Annotated in this window: 17 protein-coding genes; 9 read left to right on the forward strand and 8 right to left on the reverse strand. The window is 72.2% G+C overall.

Annotation, left to right across the window (positions count from 1 at the left end):
- Positions 1-148: 148 nt before the first annotated feature.
- The 3 genes from Aph01nite_RS34835 to Aph01nite_RS34845 form a co-directional block, all read right to left on the reverse strand.
- Positions 149-997, reverse strand: a complete 849-nt coding sequence (locus tag Aph01nite_RS34835) for a carbohydrate ABC transporter permease (protein ID WP_204045314.1) — start codon at positions 995-997, stop codon at positions 149-151.
- On the reverse strand, positions 994-1,860 hold the full coding sequence (locus Aph01nite_RS34840; RefSeq protein WP_204045315.1) for a carbohydrate ABC transporter permease: 867 nt from the start codon (positions 1,858-1,860) through the stop codon (positions 994-996). The genes Aph01nite_RS34835 and Aph01nite_RS34840 overlap by 4 nt, the downstream gene beginning before the upstream one ends.
- Before the next feature lie 118 nt (positions 1,861-1,978).
- Entirely contained in the window at positions 1,979-3,196 is a 1,218-nt protein-coding gene (locus Aph01nite_RS34845) for an ABC transporter substrate-binding protein (protein WP_204045316.1), read from the reverse strand.
- Between the two features lie 192 nt (positions 3,197-3,388).
- Here Aph01nite_RS34845 and Aph01nite_RS34850 point away from each other — a divergent pair, with 192 nt between their 5' ends.
- From Aph01nite_RS34850 to Aph01nite_RS34870, 5 genes are all read left to right on the forward strand, one after another.
- Entirely contained in the window at positions 3,389-4,576 is a 1,188-nt protein-coding gene (locus tag Aph01nite_RS34850) for an ROK family protein (protein WP_204045317.1), read from the forward strand.
- A gap of 41 nt (positions 4,577-4,617) precedes the next feature.
- Positions 4,618-5,196: an ABC transporter ATP-binding protein gene (locus Aph01nite_RS34855; protein WP_204045318.1), complete on the forward strand. Its 579-nt coding sequence runs from the start codon at positions 4,618-4,620 to the stop codon at positions 5,194-5,196.
- Positions 5,193-6,011 carry an ABC transporter ATP-binding protein gene (locus Aph01nite_RS34860; protein WP_239162210.1) on the forward strand — a complete coding sequence of 273 codons (819 nt, stop codon included), beginning with the start codon at positions 5,193-5,195 and terminating at the stop codon, positions 6,009-6,011. Before Aph01nite_RS34855 ends, Aph01nite_RS34860 begins: the two co-directional genes overlap by 4 nt.
- Positions 6,008-8,932 carry an FtsX-like permease family protein gene (locus tag Aph01nite_RS34865; RefSeq protein WP_204045319.1) on the forward strand — a complete coding sequence of 975 codons (2,925 nt, stop codon included), beginning with the start codon at positions 6,008-6,010 and terminating at the stop codon, positions 8,930-8,932. The genes Aph01nite_RS34860 and Aph01nite_RS34865 overlap by 4 nt, the downstream gene beginning before the upstream one ends.
- A gap of 123 nt (positions 8,933-9,055) precedes the next feature.
- Positions 9,056-9,865 (forward strand): SAM-dependent methyltransferase, encoded by an 810-nt coding sequence (locus tag Aph01nite_RS34870; RefSeq protein WP_204045320.1) that lies wholly within the window; start codon positions 9,056-9,058, stop codon positions 9,863-9,865.
- Between the two features lie 4 nt (positions 9,866-9,869).
- Here Aph01nite_RS34870 and manD read toward each other — a convergent pair whose 3' ends face one another.
- The 4 genes from manD to Aph01nite_RS34890 are packed head-to-tail and all read right to left on the reverse strand — an operon-like array spanning position 9,870 to position 13,996.
- Complete coding sequence (manD, locus tag Aph01nite_RS34875) at positions 9,870-11,099, reverse strand: D-mannonate dehydratase ManD (protein WP_204045321.1); 1,230 nt, start codon at positions 11,097-11,099, stop codon at positions 9,870-9,872.
- A gap of 10 nt (positions 11,100-11,109) precedes the next feature.
- Positions 11,110-11,907: a DUF1295 domain-containing protein gene (locus Aph01nite_RS34880; protein ID WP_204045322.1), complete on the reverse strand. Its 798-nt coding sequence runs from the start codon at positions 11,905-11,907 to the stop codon at positions 11,110-11,112.
- Positions 11,904-12,800 carry an SDR family NAD(P)-dependent oxidoreductase gene (locus Aph01nite_RS34885; RefSeq protein ID WP_204045323.1) on the reverse strand — a complete coding sequence of 299 codons (897 nt, stop codon included), beginning with the start codon at positions 12,798-12,800 and terminating at the stop codon, positions 11,904-11,906. The genes Aph01nite_RS34880 and Aph01nite_RS34885 overlap by 4 nt, the downstream gene beginning before the upstream one ends.
- The gene (locus tag Aph01nite_RS34890) at positions 12,797-13,996 is read right to left on the reverse strand and encodes an acetyl-CoA C-acyltransferase (protein WP_204045324.1); all 1,200 of its coding nucleotides are present in this window, start codon (positions 13,994-13,996) and stop codon (positions 12,797-12,799) included. Before Aph01nite_RS34890 ends, Aph01nite_RS34885 begins: the two co-directional genes overlap by 4 nt.
- 124 nt (positions 13,997-14,120) lie before the next feature.
- Between Aph01nite_RS34890 and Aph01nite_RS34895 the strand changes: the two genes are divergently transcribed.
- Genes Aph01nite_RS34895 through Aph01nite_RS34910 form a run of 4 tightly spaced genes read left to right on the forward strand, consistent with a single transcriptional unit; the run spans position 14,121 to position 19,369 of the window.
- Entirely contained in the window at positions 14,121-15,335 is a 1,215-nt protein-coding gene (locus tag Aph01nite_RS34895) for an acetyl-CoA acetyltransferase (RefSeq protein ID WP_204045325.1), read from the forward strand.
- A gap of 12 nt (positions 15,336-15,347) precedes the next feature.
- On the forward strand, positions 15,348-16,856 hold the full coding sequence (locus tag Aph01nite_RS34900) for a carotenoid oxygenase family protein (RefSeq protein WP_204045326.1): 1,509 nt from the start codon (positions 15,348-15,350) through the stop codon (positions 16,854-16,856).
- Between the two features lie 31 nt (positions 16,857-16,887).
- Complete coding sequence (locus tag Aph01nite_RS34905) at positions 16,888-17,829, forward strand: winged helix-turn-helix transcriptional regulator (RefSeq protein WP_239162211.1); 942 nt, start codon at positions 16,888-16,890, stop codon at positions 17,827-17,829.
- A 19-nt stretch (positions 17,830-17,848) separates the two neighbouring features.
- Positions 17,849-19,369, forward strand: a complete 1,521-nt coding sequence (locus Aph01nite_RS34910; RefSeq protein WP_204045328.1) for a long-chain-fatty-acid--CoA ligase — start codon at positions 17,849-17,851, stop codon at positions 19,367-19,369.
- Positions 19,370-19,435: 66 nt separating this feature from the next.
- Here the strand turns inward: Aph01nite_RS34910 and Aph01nite_RS34915 are convergent.
- On the reverse strand, positions 19,436-20,108 hold a 673-nt coding region (locus Aph01nite_RS34915), incomplete at its 5' end, for a class I adenylate-forming enzyme family protein (protein WP_204045329.1).

Here is a 20,108-nt window from a genome sequence, read left to right on the forward strand (position 1 = left end):
CAGAGCCGCGGAACAGAGCCGCGGAACAGAGCCGCGGAACAGAGCCGCGGAACAGAGCCGCGCGAATCAGAGCCCGCGATCAGAACCGCATAGAAGACGAAAGAGCCGGGGTGTCCCTCCACACCCCGGCTCAAGGTCGGTCCCAACGTCAGGACTTCAGCCCCGTGAAGGCGATGCCCTGCATGATGCGCCGCTGGAACACCAGCAGCACGATGATCACCGGGATGACCGCCAGCGCGGCCCCCGCCATGATGTAGTACGCCCGTCCCGACTCGGTGCTCGCCAGCTGCTGGAGGGCCAGCGGCAGCGTGTACAGCTCGGGATCGTTGAGCACGACCAGCGGCCAGACCAGGTCGTTCCAGTGGAAGATGAAGCTCGTGATCGTCACCACCGCGAGCACGGGCTTGGACAGCGGCAGCACGATCCGCCAGAAGATCTGCATCCGGCTGGCGCCGTCGATGCGCGCCGCCTCCTCCAGTTCGGCCGGGAGCGACAGGAAGAACTGCCGCAGCAGGAAGATGTCCAGCACCGACGCGATGTTCGGCATGATCAGCCCCCAGGTGGAGTCGAACATGCCCAGCGACTGGGTGACGTGGATGCGCGGGATCAGCAGCGTGATCGTCGGCACCATCATGCCGCTCAGCAGCAGCACGAACAGCTTGTCCCGCCCGGGGAAGGGGATCCGGGCGAACGCGTACGCGGCCAGCGCGTCGATCAGGAGTTTCGCCGGGACCAGCACCAGGCAGACGTAGATGCTGTTGAGGAAGGCCGTCCCGAGGCCGCCGAGGCCGAGCACGTACTCGTAGTTCTCCAGCGTGGCCGCCCAGTCGCCGGTCTGCTTGTCCAGCGGCAGCAGGTTGGGCACCTTCGTGAAGATGTCCGAGCTGTGCTTGAACGAGGTGGCCAGCATCCAGATGAACGGCACCACCGAGATCAGCGTCAGCAGCACCAGCGCGATGTAGATGGGCGCCTTGCGCACCCGCTGTGCGGTGTTCAAGCCGCCTCCTGCTTGATGAACTTGAACTGCAACGCCGTCACGATCATGATCAGCAGGAACAGCAGGAACGACATCGCGCAGGCCGCGCCCATCGCGTCGTACCGGAACGCGAACAGGTAGAGGTGCAGGACGTACATCAGGCCGGACTGCTCGGGGCCGCCGGTGACGCTCCGGCCGCCGCCGCCCGAGAAGATCACGTAGACCAGGCCGAACACCTGGAGTGCCGCGATCACCCCGGTCACGACCAGGTAGAACGTGGTCGGCCTGAGCATGGGCACGACCACCTTCCAGAACCGCTGCACCGGGCCCGCGCCGTCGATGATGGACGCCTCGCGGATGGAGTCGGGGATGCCCTTCAAACCGGCCAAATAGATGATCATCGAGATGCCGCACTGCCACGCGGCGATGAACGCCAGCGCGGGGATGACCAGCTCAGGGGTGTTGAGCCAGTTCTGCTTGGGGATGCCGAACAAGCCGATAATCGCGTTGATCAGGCCGTACTGCGGGTCGTAGAGCCAGCGCCAGATGGCGCCGACGGCCGCCTCGGCGGTGACCACGGGGAGGAACAGCAGCAGCCGGAACAGGTTGGAGCCGCGCCGGATCGCGTTGATCAGCAGCGCCTGGCCGAGCGCGGTGATCAGCGTGAGCGGCACGGCGATCAGCGTGTACTGGATGGTGACCTGCACGGACTTCCAGAAGTGAGGGAACTTCACGTCCTCGAACAGCAGGTCGCTGTAGTTCTGCAGGCCCACCCACTCGGCGGGGGAGCGCAGGTTCCAGTCGGTGAAGCTGTAGTACAGCGCGGCCCCCGCCGGGTACAGCAGGAAGACCACGAAATAGACCAGCGCCGGCGTGATCAGCAACCACCCGACCATACGGTCTGAGCGCCCGAATCCCGGGCGGCGTCGCCGCCCGGGACGGGGCGTCACGGCGGGCCTGTCGGCCACGACCGGAGATGCCACGATTTGCCTCGCTTCCGCGTTAGCTGTTCCAGCCGAGCAGCGCGCGGGTCTTGTCCGCGGCCTCGGTGAGCGCCTGCTGAGAGGTTTGCTTTCCGCTCAGCGCGGCCTCGATGGCGGGGGCGATGAACTCGTCGTTGATCTGGATCCACTCCGGCACGGCGGGCCGGGCGTGGGCGACCTTCAGCTGCTCCAGGAAGCCCTGCTGCTGCTCGCCGAAGCTGCCGGCGTCCCGCTCGGCCGCGGCCTTGTTGATCGGGAAGCCGCCGAGCGCCTGCGCGTACACGGTGTTGTTCTCGGAGCTGGTCAGGTGCTTGAGCCACTTCCAGGCCAGGTCCGCGTTCTGGCCCTTGGTGAAGACCACCGCGTTCTCGCCGCCGATGTTGCCGGCCGGCGTCGTCTTGTACGGCAGCGGCGCGACGTTGAAGTCCAGCTCGGGGAACTGGTCCTTGATCGTGGCCACGTCCCACGGGCCGGAGATCATCATGCCGGCCAGGCCGTTGGCGAAGGCCATCTCGGAGTCGGTGATCTCGCGGGGCGAGGAGGGCAGCAGGTCCACCCAGAGCTGGAGCGCCTCCACGGCCGGGCCCTGGTCGAACAGCACCTTCTTGTTCGCCTCGTCGACCATCTCGCCGCCGGCGCCGTGCACCACGCCCGGCCACATCCAGGCGCCGTAGCCGTCGCCCTTGGGCACCACGATGCCGGCGACCTTCGGGTCGGCCTTGTGGATGGCGTCGCTCATCTGCTTCAGCTCGTCCCAGGTCTTGGGCGGCGTCGGCACCAGCTTCTTGTTGTAGAAGAGCGCGACCGCGGTGTGGTCGATGGGCAGGCCGTACAGCTTGCCGTTCCAGCGGTTGGTGTTGAGGGCCCCCTCGAAGTAGTCGGCCTCGTTGACGGTGCCGGCCGGGAGCTCCTTGATGGTGCCGTCCATCGCGTACCGGGCGACGAGAGGCTGGTCAAGGACGCCGACGTCCGGGACGGTATTGGCGGCCACCGCGCTGCTGAGCTTGGTGTTGTAGTCGTCCTTGGGAATCTTGACGATCTTGACGGTGACGCCAGGGTTGGCCTTCTCGAAGTCGGTGCGGATCTTCTCGACGACTTCGCCCGCCTGCGGGGTCCGGTCCTGGAACATCCAGTAGGTCAGGGTCGTGGACCCTGCGGCCTCCTCGGAGCCGCCGCAAGCGGTGAGCCCGGCGAGCAGCGCCGCTACCGCCGCCGCCCCTGTGACTCTCCTGATCATTTCCATCTCCTTCATCGGGGGTTGCACAGACGATAATGTAAGATGCAAAAAAAGATCAGCCCTCCGCGGGAAACGCTTTGGTAACGCAACGCGGGCTACTCTGGGCGATTGGTTTCGTCCCGGTTGCGGCCGAGGTGAGAGCGTCGCGACTATAGCTTCAGGTATTGAACTAAGGACGGGGAGGGCGGACGCATGGCGAGGCCGGAGCGCAGGACGGTCCGGGACGTCCGGCGGGGCAACCGCGGCATGCTGCTGCGCACGCTCTATTTCGACGGGCCCGCCAGCCGTCACGAGCTCACCGGGCTCACCGGCCTCAGCGCCGCCACCATCAGCACCATGACCGGCGACCTGCTGGCCGACAACATCATCGTGGAGGCCGGTCAGGTCGACTCCGACGGCGGGCGCCCGCGTGTACTGCTCCGGGTCAACCCGGCGTACGGCCACGTGATCGGCGTGGACGTCGCCGAGACGCACGTCCGGGTCGAGCTGTTCGACCTGGAGATGACCGAGAAGGCCCGGGTGGACTACAGCCTGCGCCCCTCGCACCACGACATCGAGCTGGTCACGCGCCGGATCCTGGCCGGCATCGACGTGGTCCTGGCGGACGGCCAGGTGCCCGCCGACCGGGTGCTTGGCGTCGGCATCGGCGTGCCGGGCATCGTCGAGCGCGGCGCGGACACGCTCATCCACGCCAAGACCTTCGGCTGGGACGGCGTGCCGCTGGGCGCGCTGATGCGGGCGGGCACCTCGCTGCCGGTGTTCATCGACAACGGCGCCAAGACGATGGGCCAGGCGGAGCTCTGGTTCGGCGCCGGCCGGGGGGCCGCGCACGCGGTGATCGTGCTGATCGGCTCCGGGGTGGGCGCGACCGTGGTCGCCGACGGGGTGGTGATGCGGGGGTCCAGCAACAGCGCGGGGGAGTGGGGGCACACGAAGATCGCGCTGGACGGCCGGCAGTGCCGCTGCGGAGGCCGGGGCTGCCTGGAGGCGTACATCGGGGCCGAGGGCATCCTGGACCGCGCGGGGGTGCCGACCAGCACGACGGACTGGCCGGCGGCGCTCGGCCGGGTGCTGGAGAGCGACTCGCGGGTGATCGAGGAGACGGTGGCCTATCTGGGCATGGGCCTGGCCAACCTCATCAACCTGCTCAACCCCGAGCGAATCCTGATCGGCGGGTGGGCGGGCCTGATGATCGGCCGCGACCTGCTGCCCGGCATCAGGGCCGCCGCGCTGGCGAACTCGCTGGCCCAGCCGGGCAACGCGACCTCGATCATCCTGGGCGAGCTGGGCCCCGACGCGGTGGCGCTGGGCGCGGCGACGCTGGTGCTGGAGGAGTTCCTGGACACGAGCGCGCCCCTCCGCCTTCATGCGGCTAGTTAAACTAAGATCTGAATTTAGCCACGATCCGTAGGATGGGCGAGATGCCTGTTCTGTCCTGTCACGGAGTGAGCTGCCACGCCGGCGAGCGCGAGATCGTCGCGGACTTCGCGTTCGAGCTGGCCGAGGGCGAACGGGTGGCGCTGATGGGACCGTCGGGCTCCGGCAAGACCACCCTGCTCACCACCCTCGCCGGTCTGCGCCCGCCGAGCGCGGGCCACGTCTCCAGGACCGCCCCGGTCACCCTGGTCTTCCAGTCGTACGGCCTGCTGGCCCTGCTCACCGCCGCCGAGAACGTGGAGGTCGCGCTCCGCGCCGCCGGGCACACCGGCCGGGACGCGATGCGCCGCGCCGACGCCGTGCTGGCCTCCCTCGGCCTGAGCGAGTACGCCGGGCACCTGGTGGAGGAGCTCTCCGGCGGGCAGCAGCAGCGGGTCGCCGTGGCCAGGGCGCTCGCCGTCGGCCCGCGGGTGCTGCTGGCCGACGAGCCCACCGCCGAGCAGGACAGCGGCAACCGGGAGCTGGTGCTCAAGGAGCTGCTGGCCGCCGAGGCCGCCCTGGTCATCGCCACCCACGACCCGGAGGTGGCGGACCGCTGCGACCGGGTGGTGACGCTGCGGTGACGGCCGCCGTGCGCTGCGCGGGCGTCGTGCGGATCTACCGGGCCGGGGAGCTGGAGGTCGTCGCGCTGCGCGACGTGGACCTGGTGGTCGAGCGCGGCGAGACGGTCGCCCTGCTCGGGCCCTCCGGGGCGGGCAAGACCACTCTGCTCTGGATGCTGGCCGGGTTGCTGCGGCCGAGCGCGGGACGATTATGGCTGGACGGGACCGACCTGGCCGGGCTGGACCAGCGGCGGCTGGACCGGCTCAGGGCCGGCCACATCGGCGTGGTCCTGCAGAACCCCTCCCGCAACCTCATCCCGTACGCGACGCCCGCCCAGAACGTGGCCTTCGCCCAGCGCGGCGTACGGCGGGACCGGCGGCGGATCGCCGAACTCCTGGACCGGGTGGGGCTGGGCGGGGTGACGACCCGGGTGGGCCGGCTGTCCGGCGGGGAACAGCAGCGGGTGGCGGTCGCGGTGGCGCTGGCCAACCGGCCCCGGCTGCTCCTGGCCGACGAGCCCACCAGCCAGCTCGACGCCGCCACCGGGCAGGCGGTGATCGACCTGATCGGGAGCGCCGCCGCCGAGGAGGGCACCACGGCCGTGGTGGTCACGCATGATCACGCGGTGAGCGGGGCGCTGGGCCGTACCGTGACGATCCGGGACGGCAGGGTCGGCGCGGAGGGCCGGGGCGGTGAGGACTTCGTGGTGGTCGGCCGGGACGGCGGGCTGCTGCTGCCGCCGGAGTTCCACGAGCTGCTGCCGCCCGGGTCCCGCGCCAGGATCGTGCCGATCCCGCAGGGCGTGGCGCTGCACCGGGCGGATGAGGACGCATGATCTGGCGCGGGCTGTGGGAACGGCGCTGGCAGTCGCTGCTGGTGCTGGTCGTGGCGGTGGTGCCGGTGGCCGCCGCCGCGTACGGGCCGCTGCGCCGGGACCAGGCCGAGACGGCGATCGTCAGGGACGTGCTCGCGGCGGCCCCGGTGGAGGGCCGGGGCTGGCACTACTCCACGAAGACCGACCCCGCCCTGAAGGCCGTCGCCGGGTTCGCCCGGGATTTCACCGATCCGCCGGTCACGGGCATGGAGATCGTCAGCCCGCGCATCGGTGAGCGCCGCAGCTACCCGGTGGTCTGGCAGGACGGCCAGTGCGCGCACGTCACCATCCTGGAGGGCCGCTGCCCGGCCGCTCCGCGCGAGGTGCTGGCCGAGGAGGGCTCCGCCCTGGAGGTCGGCGAGCCCGTACGGCTGGCCCTGCTGCTCGCGGCGGTCCCGGGCACCGGCGAGATCGGCCCCGCGCCCCTCACGGTGGTCGGCCGTTACCGGGCGAACCAGGCCGATCCGTTCTGGTTCGGCCGTCCGCTGGCCGGCAACTCGTCCCGGGCGGGCCCGCTGCTCACCGTACGGGAGACCCGTACCGCCACCGTCGTGGCCGGCACCCAGGACTCCTGGTCCGACTACGCGATCGTCTCCGTGAACCGCGCCCGGGTGCGGGGGAGCGACCTGCCCGGGCTGAGCGCGCTGCACGGCGTGGTCACGGCGGCGGGACGCGCGGCCGGCAGCGCCACCCTGGGGAGGTTCGCCGACACCCTGGACGTGATGAACCGGCAGGTCGGCGCGCTGGGCGTGCCGCTGGCGCTGGTGGTCGCCCAGCTCGCGGCGCTCGGCTGGCTGCTGCTGTTCCAGACCGTGGCCGACCTGGTCAGGGCGCGCGGCCCGGAGATCACCCTGGCCCGGCTGCGCGGCCAGTCCCGGCTCCAGGTGTGGCGGTTCTGCCTGGCCGAGCCGCTCGCGGTCCTGGCGGTGGCGCTGGCGGCGGGCACCGCGCTGGCCTGGCTGGCGGCGGCGCGCTCGGGCCCGGTCGCCCTGTCGGCCGCGGCCGTCGGCGCGGGCGCGGCGACCGTGTTCGGCGGGCTGGCCGCCGCGGTCCTGGCCGCCCGCGGGATGGCGTGGCGGCCGGTCACCGAGCAGTGGCGGCGGGTTCCCCGGCGCGCCGCCCGGGGCTGGGTGCTGGACACGGTCGTCCTCGTGGTGGCCGGTGTCGGCCTGGTGGAGCTGCTGGCCGGGGGGATCATCACCGAGCCCTCCGGCCGGGACGTGGCGGCGCTGGCCGCGCCGGGGCTGCTGGCGCTCGCCGCCGCGCTGCTCGCGGCCCGGCTGCTGCCCCCGCTGGCCAGGACGGCCTTCGCGGCCACCCGGCGGGGCGGAGGGCTGGCCGGTTTCCTGGCCGTCCGCCAGGTGGCCAGGGGCGCGGCCACGGCGGGCAGCGTGATCGTGGTGGCCGCCACCGTCGGCGTCGCCGTCTTCGCCGGGCTGGCCTGGACGGTCGCCTCCGCCAACTACCGGGAGGTGGCCCGGGCGCACACCGGCGCGGCGAGCGTGATCGACGTCGCGCCCGGGGACATCGCCCGGTTCCGGCGGGCGGTCGAGGCCGCCGACCCGTCCGGCCGGGCCGCCGCCCCCGTCGTCCGGGTCCCCGGCAACCCGGCCATGCTGGCCGCCGACCCCGCCCGGCTGGCCCACGTCGCCTACGGCTACCCCGCCCCGGCGGGAGCGCTGTCGGCCCCGGTCGTGCCGCGCGTCTGGGTCCAGGGGGACCGGCTGCGGGTGACCGCCGTCCACGAGCGTCCGCCGGACAGCTGGACCGCCCGCGTGTTCGGCGTCTTCGCCACCCCCGGCACCGTCCAGCCCGCCCAGATCCCCCTCGGCCCGCTCCGCCCCGGCACCGGCGGGGACTACGAGTGGAACCTGCCCGGGGCGTGCCGGGACGCGCCCTGCGAGCTGCGCGGCTTCCGCAGCGAGGTGCTCATGGACGGCGACGCCGGCCTGGACCGCACCGCCCTGGACTACACGATCACCCGCCTGGACGTACGCCGGGACGGCCGCTGGAGCGAGGTGGAGGCCGCTCTGAGCACGCCCGGCGCCTGGACCGGCGGCGGCAGCGCCACCGAGCGCGGCCTCGTCTTCCCGATCGACCCGGTGGCCGCCCCCCTGGCCCGGCCGGCCACCTTCCCCGAGCGGCTGCCCGCCCTGGTCAACGGCCCGGTCGACGGCGGCATGCGGCTGCCCGGCCTGGACGACGCGTACGCGGCCGGGTTCGAGCAGAAGGCCGCGTACGCCGTCCTGCCCGGCCTGGACCAGGTCGGCGCCCTGGTGGACCTGGACCTGGCCGACCGGGTCGCGTACGGCGAAGCCGACCAGGCCACCTTCGAGGTCTGGGTGGCCGCGGGGGAGGCCGGCCGGATCGCCGCCGCCCTGGAGCGGGAGAACCTCGCCGTCTCGGGGATCCGGCACGCCGCCGACCTGGAACGCCGGTTCACCACCCAGGGCCCGGGCGCCGCGCTGACCCTCTTGCTGACCGCCGCCGTGGCCGCCGCCGCGCTGGCCCTCGGCCGGGCCGTACTCGCCCTGTACACGGCCGCCCGCGCCCGGGGGTACGAGCTGGCGGCCCTGGACGCGGCCGGGGTCAAGCCCGGAGCGCTCCGCCTCGCCCTGATGCTCGAACAGGTGCTCGTGCTGGGTGCCGGCACATGCGCCGGTCTCGCGGCCGGAGTGGTGGCGGCCCGGCTGGCGCTGCCCCGGATCCCGCAGTTCGCCGACCAGCCGGTGACGCCTCCGCTGGCGTACCCGCTGGATCCGGTGCCGGTGGTCGTGGTGGGTTCGGCCGCCCTGCTGGGGAGCCTGCTGCTCGCCGCCGTGCTCTCCGAGGTCCTGCTGCGCGGCGTCACCGTGGAACGGCTCCGCGAGACCGCCGGTTGAACTTGCAATATTCCGATTCGTGAAATATCCCTGGTGGGTGAATTGCTGTCATTTGGGGTGTTTGTCTGTGTCTGAAGCAGAGTCCTCGTCTAGGCTGGAATGTCTACTGGAAGAGGCGATGTGATGACCCAGCGGACGGCGCGGACCTCCGGGTCTCTGCGCCGGATCGATACCTCGGTGCCGCATTCGTCGAGGGTCTGGGACTACTGGCTGGGCGGTACCGACAACTATCGGGCCGATCGCGAGGTCGGCGACGAGATCGTCAGGCTGACACCCGATCTGCCGGTCAACGCCCGGGCGGAACGCCAGTTCCTCGGCAGGGTGGTGCGTCACCTGGCCGCGACCGCCGGAGTCGACCAGTTCCTGGACGTCGGCACCGGGATTCCCACGGCGGGTAACACCCACCAGGTCGCGCACCAGGTCAATCCGGCGGCCAAGGTCGTGTACGTAGACAACGACCCGACCGTGCTGGTACACGCGCGCGCCCTGCTCAACGGCAGCCTGAAAGGCCGGGTCGACTACATCGACGCGGACGTCCGCGACCCGGAGCCCATCCTCCAGGCCGCCACCGAGACCCTGGACTTCAGCCGGCCGGTCGCGCTGATGCTGCTGTGCGTGCTGGACTTCGTGCCGGACGACACCCTCGTCCACGACGCCGTCGGCGTGCTGGTGGACGCGCTCGCGCCCGGCAGCTACGTGGCCATCGCCAGCAGTGTGACCAGCCCGGCCATGGACAAGGCGGCCGACGCCTGGAACGCCAGCGGCGCGGCCCCGATCCTGCTCCGCACCCCCCGGCAGCTGGTCTCCATGTTCACCGGCCTCGACCTCCTCCAGCCGGGCGTCGTCTCGCTCCCCCAGTGGTGGCCCGACGCGGCCACGGAGTACACCGACCGCGAGGTCTACCAGTACGGCGGCCTCGGCCGCAAAGCCTGACCTTTCACCAGTCGTGGACAGTCCCGTCCATCAGCCTGTTCACCGGCAGATAGGCCGCCTGGTACGGGAACCGCTCCGCCGCCGCGTCGTCGTAGTCGATGCCGATGCCCGGCTCCTCCCCGGGCGCCAGCGCGCCGTCCGCGAACCGGTACGACGGCCGGAACACGGCGTCGGTGTCGGCGGTGTGCGGCATGTACTCCTGGATGCCGAAGTTGTGGATCGCCACGCCTAGGTGCAGCGCCGCCGCCAGCCCGACGGGGGAGATGTCGGTGGGGCCGTGGATTCCCGACTTGACCTGGTACATCGCGGCGTAGTCGAAGATCCGGCGGAGCGCGGTGACGCCGCCCGCGTGGGTGACGGGGGAGCGCACGTAGTCGATGAGCTGCTCGCGGATGAGCGTCTGGTAGTCCCAGATCGTGTTGAACACCTCGCCGATCGCGAGCGGGGTCGTGGTGTGCCGCCGGACCAGGCGCAGCGCCTCCTGGTTGTCGGCCGGGGTGACGTCCTCCAGCCAGAACAGGTCGTAGGGCTCCAGGGCCTTGCCCAGGGACGCGGCCTGGATGGGGGTGAGGCGGTGGTGGCTGTCGTGCAGCAGCGGGAGCTCGGGGCCGAACTCGGCGCGTACGGCTTCGAAGACGGTGGGCAGGTGGCGGAGGTAGAGGCGGGTGTCCCAGCGTTCCTCCACCGGGAGGGGGGTGGCGCGGGCCGGTTCGTAGTCGTACCGGTCGCCGGCTCCGGCGGGGGAGCTGGCGACGCCGTACACGGTGGACATGCCGGGCAGGCCGGTCTGGATCCTGAGGGCGCGGTAGCCCCGTTCCAGGTGGGCTCTGATGGAGTCGAAGAGTTCGGGGAGGGTGGCGCCGGAGGCGTGGCCGTACACCAGGCAGGCGTCGCGGGAGCGGCCGCCCAGCAGCTGGTAGAGGGGGAGCCCGGCGACCTTGGCCTTGAGGTCCCACAGGGCGGTGTCCACGGCGGCGACGGCGGCCATGGTGACCGGGCCGCGCCGCCAGTACGCGCCCCGGTAGAGGTACTGCCAGGTGTCCTCGATGCGGTGCGCGTCCCGGCCCGCCAGCAGCGGCGCGACGTGCTCGCGGAGGTAGGCGGCGACGGCCAGCTCCCGGCCGTTGAGGGTGGCGTCGCCGTATCCGGTGAGGCCGTCGGCGGTGCGCACGCGCAGGGTCACGAAGTTGCGGCCGGGGCTGGAGACCAGCACCTCCACACGGTCGATCAGCACGCCGCAGATATTAGGTCCGCTTGGGGGGCAGCGGGAAGAATCCCGACGTCCTGGCGAGATAGTCGGCGTACTCCTGGCCGCGGCTGCGGCTCATCCGGCGCTCCAGCAGCGCCTTCCCGCTCTGGCTGACCAGCATGTACGTCATCAGAATCGGCGAGACCACCGTGACCAGCGCGGGCCAGGAGGCGCACGAGACCAGGAACAGCCCCCACCACACGGTGGCGTCCCCGAAATAGTTGGGATGCCGGGTCCACGCCCACAGACCCCTGTCCATGATCTTGCCCTGATTGGCCGGGTCGGCCTTGAACCGCGCCAGCTGGAGGTCGCCGACGGCCTCGAACAGGAACCCGGCCGCCCACACGGCCACGCCGATCCAGGCGAGCACGCCCAGCGGGGCGTCCTGGTACATGGCGACCTGCACCGGCAGCGACACCACCCACATGATCGCGCCCTGCGGGAAGTAGATCTTCCTGATCACGTACGGCACCACCGGCCCGGTGTTCCTGCGCATCAGCGCCGCGTACCGGGGGTCCTCGCCCTTGCCGTGGTTCCTGGCGTGGATGTACGCGCCGAGGCGCAGCCCCCAGATCGCGGTGAGCACGAGCACCAGCACCCGGCGGGCGTCCTGGCCGTCGCCGGCGAACTGGGAGGTGACGAAGCTGACGGCCGCCACCACCACGAACCCGAGGCCCCAGATGGTGTCCACGATCGTCTGGGCGCCGGTGCGCAGCGCGTACGCCATGGTGAGGGCCATGGTCAGGCAGACGGCCACGGCCGTCACCAGCAGGTTGATCAGCACTGCGGTCATCGGGACATCTCCTCCGCGAAGTCCAGGAAGCCCAGCTGGGCGTTGGCGTACCGGTGCGCGGCCCCGGCCCTGCTGCGGCTCAGCAGTTCGGCCAGGCTCTCGGGGCGGTCGGCGGACGCCGCGGGGACCGTGCCCCACTCGACCGCGTCGGCGGCGCGCAGCCCGGTGCCCGCCGAGACGATCACCTCGCCGTTGAGCGCGCAGGCGGGGTCGCACAGCGCGGCCACCACCGGCGCGACCGCCCCGGGATCCATCAGTTCACGGTACTGATCGGCCATGCCGGCGTCGGTCATCTGCGTCGTGGCGTACGGCAGCAGGACGTTGGTGTGCACGCCCCGCGACGCTCCTTCGAGGGCGACGGAACGGCCGAGCGCGATCACCGCGCCCTTGCTCGCCGCGTACGCCGAGACGGTCGGCTCGCCGTGCAGCCCGGCGGTGGAGGCGACCAGTACGATCCGCCCGTGCCGCTGCTCGCGCATCACGGCCGAGCAGGCGGCGGCGACCTGGGCGGTGCCGAGCACGTTGGTACGGATGACCGACTCGAAGTCCTCCGGCGCGGCCTTGTGGAACATCGCCGGGCGGCTCACGGCGGCGCTGGTCACGCAGGCGTCGATCCGCCCCCAGGTGTCCATGGCCAGCTCGACCAGGCGCCGGGCGGTGGTGGGGTCGGCCACGTCGCCGTGCTCGGCGACCGCCTCGCCGCCCGCGTCCCTGATCTCGGCGACCACGTGGTCGGCGGGGCCGAGCCCGTCGTCGTCCACCACCCGGTTGCGGTTGTTGACCACCAGCCGCGCGCCCTGGGCGGCCAGGTGCAGGGCGAAGGCGCGGCCGAGGCCCCGCCCGCCGCCGGTGATCACGATCACGCTGTCCTTGAGACCGGCGAGGGCGCTCATCCGGCCACCCGCTCGATGAGGACGGCGACGCCGAGGCCGGCCGCGCCGCTGACGGCGGCCACGCCGTACCGGCCGCCGAGGCGTTCCAGGGCGTCGGCGCAGCCACCGACCATGATCGCGCCGGTGGCGCCGAAGGCGTGGCCCATGGCGATCGTGCCGCCGGACGGGTTGAGCCGGTCGGGCCCCGGGCCGAGGTCGCGGCGCAGGCGCAGGCAGAGCGCGGAGAAGGCCTCGGCGAACTCGTAGACGTCGATGTCGGCGGGGGTGAGCCCGGCCTTGGCGATGACCTTCTCGACCGCCTCCTGCCCGGCCGTCAGCATGATCACGGGGTCCACGGCGGCGGTCGCGGCGGCGATCACGCGGGCGCGCGGGCGCAGGCCGTGCCGTTCGGCCTGCTCGCGGGTGCCGAGCAGGAGCAGGGCCGCGCCGTCGGCCAGCGCGGGGGAGCTGCCGACCGTGTGCAGGTGGCTGATCTCGCCGACCTCGGGGTGCGCGGCCAGCGCGAGATGGTCCTGGCCGAGCTCGCCGAAGGCCGGGGCCAGCGCGGCGAGCGACTCCATGCTGGTGCCGGGCCTGATCAGTTCGTCCCGGTCGAAGACCGAGCCGTCCGCGCGGGTCATCGGCAGCACCGAGCCGGCGTAGTCGCCGCGGTCCCAGGCGGCGGCGGCCTTGCCGTGGGTCTCCACCGCGTACGCGTCGAGCTGCTCGCGGGTCCAGCCGTCGATGGTGGCGTTCAGGTCGGCGGCCACGCCCATGTGGATGGAGCCGATCCGCCGGACGGTCTCCGGGTGGGTCCAGAGCGGCCCCCGGTCGCTGTACATCGGCACCCGGGAGACGCTCTCCACGCCGCCGGCCACGGCCAGGCCGAGGTCGCCGCCGCGGATCCTGGCCGAGGTCTGGGCCACCGCGTCCACGCCGGAGGCGCAGAACCGGTTGACCGTGCCGCCGGGCACGCCGTCGCCCCAGCCGGCCAGCAGGGTGGCGGTCCTGGCCAGGTTGGCGCCCTGCTCGTCCACCTGGGAGGCGGAGCCGACGATCACGTCCTCCACCGCGGCGGGGTCCAGCCCGGTGCGCGCCGGCATGGCCCGCTGCAGCGCCGCGACCAGGTCCACGGGGCTCTGATGGTGCAGGGAACCGCGGGCGGAGCCCTTCGCCCGGGGGGTGCGCACGTAATCCAGCAGGAACACGTCGGACACGGTTACGCCTCTCGTCGATTACTCTTTTAAATGTAGTATGACTCGGTCAAGATCGGGAGGGTGAATTTCCCGGCCGACGTGGCGCTTCGTTGACGGATCACTCTCATTATTGTAGTAAGGAAGCATGTCAGTATGGATCCTGGGCGGCCATCAGACGGACTTCGCCCGGAACTGGTGCCGGGATGACCGGGACTTCGCCGACCTGACCGAAGCCGTCACGGCCGGCACGCTCGAGGACGCCGGGGTGGACGCCGCCGGCATCGGCGTCGTGCACGTCGGCAACGCCTTCGGCCAGCTGTTCACGCGGCAGGGCCAGCTCGGCGCCATGCCCGCCACCGTCCTGCCCGAGTTCTGGGAGAAACCCGCCGCCCGGCACGAGGCCGCCTGCGCCTCCGGCGGCGTCGCCCTGCTCGCCGCCATGGCCGACATCGAGTCCGGCCGGTACGACTCCGCCCTCGTCCTCGGCGTGGAACTGGAACGCACGGTCTCCGGCGACGACGCGGCCGGGCATCTCGGCGCCGCCGCCTGGATCGGCCACGAGGGCGAGGACGCCCGCTTCATGTGGCCGTACATGTTCAGCGCGCTCGCCGACGAGTACGACCGCCGCTACGGCCTCGACGAGAGCCACCTGCGCGCCATCGCCGAGCTCAACTTCCGCAACGCCCGCGCCAACCCGAACGCGCAGACCCGCGGCTGGACCTTCACCGACGCCAGCTTCACCGCCGACGACCGGGCCAACCCGGTCGTCGAAGGCCGGGTCCGGCGCACCGACTGCAGCCAGATCACCGACGGCGCGGCCGGCGTCGTCCTCGTCGGGGAACGCTTCCTCGCGCGGGGCGGCACGCCGAAGACGCCGCCGGCCAGGATCCAGGGCTGGGGCCACCGCACGGTCGGGCTGCCGCTCGCCCAGAAGCTGGCCCGCAGCGCGGCCGAGCCGTACGTGCTGCCGCACGTGCGCAACACCATCCTCGACGCCTTCGGCCGCGCCGGCATCCCCGGCGTGGACGCCCTGGACGGCATCGAGACCCACGACTGCTTCACCATGTCCGAGTACGCGGCCATCGACCACTTCGGCATCACCGGGCCGGGCGAGAGCTGGAAGGCCGTCGAGAACGGCGACCTGGAGATCGGCGGGCACATCCCCGTCAACCCGAGTGGCGGCCTGATCGGCGGCGGCCACCCGGTCGGCGCCACCGGGGTCCGGATGGTGCTGGACGCCAGCCGCCAGGTGACCGGCAGGGCCGGGGCGTACCAGGTCGAGGGGGCGCGCCGGTTCGGCACCCTGAACATCGGCGGCAGCACGACCACCACGGTCGGCTTCGTCGTCGGTATCGAGTAGAGGAGCACACGAGTGGACGTCGACGTCGTCGGACGCGTCCTGTCAACCCTGCCGGCGGATGACGACCATCCGTACCGGACCGGGCCGTGGCGGCCGCAGACGACCGAATGGCGCGCGGACGAGCTGAAGGTGACCGGGGAGATCCCGGCCGACCTGGACGGCGTCTACCTTCGCAACACCGAGAACCCGGTGCATCCCGCGCTGGAGCGCTACCACCCGTTCGACGGGGACGGCATGGTGCACGTGATCGGGTTCCGGGACGGCAAGGCGTTCTACCGCAACAAGTTCATCCGCACCGACGGCTTCCTGCTGGAGGCCGAGGCGGGCGGGCCGCTCTGGGCGGGCATCGCCGAGCGCCCCGAGAAGTCGCCGCGCTCGGACGGGTGGGGCGCGCGGGGGCGCATGAAGGACGCCTCCAGCACCGACGTGGTCGTGCACGCCGGGGTGGCGCTGACCAGCTTCTACCAGTGCGGCGACCTGTACCGGCTGGATCCGCTCACCCTGGAGACGCTCGGCAAGGCCAGCTGGGGCGGGGACTTCCCGTACGCGTGCGGCGTGTCCGCGCACACCAAGGTCGATCCGCGCACGGGGGAGCTGCTGTTCTTCAACTACGGCACGGACGAGCCGTACATGCACTACGGGGTGGTCGGGGCGGACGACCGGCTCAGCCACTACGTGGACGTGCCGCTGCCGGGTCCCCGGCTGCCGCACGACATGGCCTTCACCGAGAACTACGCCATCCTCAACGACTGCCCGATGTTCTGGGAGCCCGAGCTGATGGCGCGCGGCCGGTACGCCGCCCGGTTCCACCCGGAGCTGCCGACCCGGCTCGGCGTGATCCCGCGCAAGGGCACCCGCGTGCAGTGGTTCGAGGCCGACCCGACGTACGTGCTGCACTGGGTCAACGCGTACGAGGAGGGCGACGAGATCGTGCTGGACGGGTTCTTCCAGGGCGAGCCCGAACCCGAGGACACCGGCGACGGCGGCTACTACCAGCGCATGTTCCGCTTCCTGGCGCTCGACCGCATGCAGACCCGGCTGCACCGCTGGCGGCTCAACCTGGTCACCGGCCAGTGCCGGGAGGAGCGCCTGTCCGACTCCATCACCGAGTTCGGCGTGGTCAACAACGCCTTCGGCGGCCTCGGCTACCGCTACGCGTACGCGGCCACCGGCGTGGAGGGCTGGTTCCTGTTCGACGGCCTGGTCCGGCACGACCTGCGCACCGGCGCGGAGGACCGGTTCCGGCTGCCCGCCGGCGTCTACGGCAGCGAACCCGCCATGGCCCCGCGCCGGGGATCCACGGGTGAGGACGACGGGTACGTTGTTACGCTGACCACCGACATGAACGAGGATCGCTCGGAGTGCCTGATCTTCGACGCGGCCCGGGTCGCCGACGGTCCGATCGCGCGGATCGCGCTGCCCGAACGCGTCTCCAGCGGCACCCACGCCACCTGGGCCGCGGGGGACACCATCCCCGGCTGGCGCGCGGCGGACTCACCGGCTGCGGCCCTGCGCCTCTGAGCGGCTCCGACCCGTACCGATGGAGAGACCCGTGCTCGTCCACCCGCCGGACCGGCCGACCGCGCTGCCGGCCGGCGGCACCAACGCGATCGGCCACACCCTCGGCCTGATCGGCGACGAGTGGAACCTGCTCATCCTCCGGTACGCGATGATGGGCGTGCGCCGCTACGGCGAATGGCGGGAGGCCCTGCCCATCTCGCACGCGGTGCTCACCCGGCGGCTCGCCTACCTCACCGACATGGGCGTCTTCGAGAAGGCCGAGTACGAGAGCCGCTCCCGCCGCCTCGAGTACCGGCTGACCAAACGCGGCCGTGACCTGTGGCCGATCCTGCTGTCGGTGTGGGCGTGGGAGGCCGCCTGGGTGCCGGAGCACGTCGAGTCGCTGCCCCTCATGGTGCACAAGCGCTGCGGCGAGCAGTTCCTGCCGGTGCTGACCTGCGCCGCCTGCGCCAAACCGGTGCAGCCCCGCGACATCGTCGGCGGCTTCGGGCCCAGCGGCACCTGGGAACGGTCCGTGCCGGCCGCCACCACCCGGCGGCGCTCCACGGGCGCGGGCGCCGGCCTGTTCCCGCAGACCATGACGCTGATCGGGAACCGCTGGTCGGCGGCCATCCTGGGCGCGTCCTTCCAGGGCCTGCACCGCTTCCGCGACTTCGAGCAGCGGCTGGGCGCGCCGCCGACGATCGTGGCCGAACGGCTGCGGGTCTTCTGCGAGCTGGGCGTGTTCGAGCAGAGCCCCAGCGCGGAGCGGGCCGACTGGCTCAGCTACCACCTCACCGAGAAGGGCCGCGCGTTCTTCCCCGTGGTCATCACGGCCATCGACTGGGGGCAGCGCTGGTACCGGGCGGCCGACGGCCCGGCCCTGCTGTACACGCACCCGGCCTGCGGCCAGGACTTCCACACGCAACTGCGCTGCGACGGCTGCCTGGTGCCGTTGCGCGGGCACGAGGTCGCGGTGGAACGCCCGGCCTGACCTGGAAAGGAGGGCGCACATGTCCTCAGGTATCGCCGATCTCCTGCGCGCCTCGGCGGCACGCGCTCCCGAATCCCCCGTGGTGACCGGCGACGGCCGCCCCCTCACCTACGGCGAGTTAGACGCCCGCTCCTCGCGGGCCGCCGCGGCCCTGGCCGAGCTCCCGCCCGGCTCCCGGGTCGGCTACGTGGACCGCAACGCCACCGAGTACTTCGAGCTGCTGTTCGGCGCGGCGAAGGCCGGGGTCGTCCTGGTCCCGCTGAACTTCCGGCTCGCGCCCGACGAGATGCGCTGGATCCTGGACGACGCGGACGTCTCCCTGGTGGTCGCCGGGACCGATCATGTGCCCCTGCTGGACGGGCTGTCCGTTCCGCTGATCGCGGTCGGGGACGCGTACGAGGACTGGCTGGCCGCGCACCCGCCCGCAGACCCGCGCCGCGACGCCGCCGGCGACGACCTGGTCGTGCTCATGTACTCCTCCGGCACCACCGGCCGCCCCAAGGGCGTGCACGTCACCGCGGCCGGGCTCGCCGCCGCCGTCGACCTGTTCGGCGCGGCCTTCAAACTCGGGCCGGACACCGTCAGCCTGGTCCCCATCCCCTACTACCACATCGCCGGCGCCGGCTGGGCGCTCATCACCGTCGCCGAGGGCGGCACCCTCGTGCAGTGCCGCGAACCCACGCCCCAGTCCATGCTCGCCCAGCTGGTGGACTTCCGCGTCACCCACACCGCGATGGTCCCCGCCGTCATCCAGATCATGACCGACCTCCCGGCCGCCGCCACCGCCGACTTCTCCCGCCTCCAGCAGATCGTCTACGGCGCCTCCCCCATCTCCGAGAGCCTGCTGTCCCGCGCGGTCGCCCTCTTCGGCGCCGAGTTCTTCCAGTCGTACGGCCTGACCGAGACCATCGGCGTCACCACCCTGCTCGGCCCCGACCAGCACATCCCCGGCAACCCGGTCAAGGGCCGGCTGCGCTCCGCCGGGCGCGCGGTCCCCGGCATGGAGGTCGCCGTCGCCGACCTGGAGACCGGCGAGCCCGCCGAGCCCGGCGTGGTGGGCGAGGTCATCGTCCGCGGCCCCTGCGTGACCACCGGCTACTGGCGCAACCCCGCCGAGACCGACGCGGCCTTCCTGCCCGGCGGCTGGCTGCGCACCGGCGACGCCGGCTCCCTGGACGCCGACGGCTACCTCTACCTGCACGACCGCATCAAGGACATGATCGTCAGCGGTGGCGAGAACGTGTACCCGGCCGAGGTGGAGAGCGCGCTGGCCGGCCACCCCGCCGTACAGGAGTGCGCCGTGATCGGGGTGCCGTCGCCGCGCTGGGGCGAGACGCCGCTCGCGTACGTCGTGCTCCGGCCCGGCGCCGAGACCGCCGGGGAGGAGCTCCTGGCCTGGACCCGCGACCGGCTGGCCCACTACAAGTGCCCGACCCAGGTGGTCTTCACCGGCCTGCTGCCCCGCAACCCGTCCGGCAAGATCCTCAAGCGCGAGCTGCGCCGCCCGTGGTGGGAGGAGGCCGGCCGCGGCATCGGCTGAGTGACGGCTCAAGCAACGCGAAAGGGGCGGCCACGCGCGAGCGGGGCCGCCCCCTTTCTGACGTTCTCAGCCTGAATAGCGCGCTCTGAGGACCTCCTTGCGGACCTTCATGGCCGCGTTGCGGGGGAGGGCGTCAATCTCGAAGACGCGGGTGGGCTTCTTGTAGGCGGCGAGCCGGCCCGCCAGGTAGCGGCCGATCTCCTCCTCCGTGACGCGGGCACCGGGAGCGGGGACGATCGCGGCCGCCACGGTCTCGCCCCACCGGGGATGCGGGACGCCGAAGACAGCGATGTCGGAAATGCCGGGCATAGACCGGAGTGCCTTCTCCAGTTCGGCCGGGTAGACGTTCATCCCACCCGTGATGATCATGTCTTTCCTGCGGTCGGTGATGTACACGTAGCCAGCCGCGTCCACGTGCCCCACGTCACCGGTACGGAACCAGGACCCGTCCATCACCTCCGCCGTCAGGTCAGGCCGGGCGTGATACCCCGCGAACAGGGTGTCGGACTCGACGGCCAGCTCCCCGGTCTCGCCGGGCCCGAGCGGCGCGCCGTCGTCGCCCAGCACGCGGACGCTCGCCAGCGGCACCGGACGTCCCACCGAGGCGTACACGTCGTCGGCAGCGCAGCCGGGCGACCAGTCGCCGGGCGTGGTCGCCGTCACCGGCGCGCCCGTCTCGGTCATGCCCCACGTCTCCAGGTAGCGCGGACCGGCCAGCGCGACCAGCTCGCGGACCTGG

The sequence above is a fragment of the Acrocarpospora phusangensis genome (assembly GCF_016862995.1).
GTDB classification, from domain to species: Bacteria; Actinomycetota; Actinomycetes; order Streptosporangiales; family Streptosporangiaceae; genus Acrocarpospora; species Acrocarpospora phusangensis.

What these genes read in the sequence shown, in the direction of transcription:
- Aph01nite_RS34895 (WP_204045325.1), top strand. Translation starts at nt 14,121, where the DNA reads ATGTCAGTATGGATCCTGGGCGGCCATCAGACGGACTTCGCCCGGAAC.
- Aph01nite_RS34910 (WP_204045328.1), top strand. Translation starts at nt 17,849, where the DNA reads ATGTCCTCAGGTATCGCCGATCTCCTGCGCGCCTCGGCGGCACGCGCT.
- Aph01nite_RS34870 (WP_204045320.1), top strand. Translation starts at nt 9,056, where the DNA reads ATGACCCAGCGGACGGCGCGGACCTCCGGGTCTCTGCGCCGGATCGAT.
- Aph01nite_RS34855 (WP_204045318.1), top strand. Translation starts at nt 4,618, where the DNA reads ATGCCTGTTCTGTCCTGTCACGGAGTGAGCTGCCACGCCGGCGAGCGC.
- Aph01nite_RS34880 (WP_204045322.1), bottom strand. Translation starts at nt 11,907, where the DNA reads ATGACCGCAGTGCTGATCAACCTGCTGGTGACGGCCGTGGCCGTCTGC.
- Aph01nite_RS34850 (WP_204045317.1), top strand. Translation starts at nt 3,389, where the DNA reads ATGGCGAGGCCGGAGCGCAGGACGGTCCGGGACGTCCGGCGGGGCAAC.
- Aph01nite_RS34865 (WP_204045319.1), top strand. Translation starts at nt 6,008, where the DNA reads ATGATCTGGCGCGGGCTGTGGGAACGGCGCTGGCAGTCGCTGCTGGTG.
- Aph01nite_RS34845 (WP_204045316.1), bottom strand. Translation starts at nt 3,196, where the DNA reads ATGATCAGGAGAGTCACAGGGGCGGCGGCGGTAGCGGCGCTGCTCGCC.
- Aph01nite_RS34885 (WP_204045323.1), bottom strand. Translation starts at nt 12,800, where the DNA reads ATGAGCGCCCTCGCCGGTCTCAAGGACAGCGTGATCGTGATCACCGGC.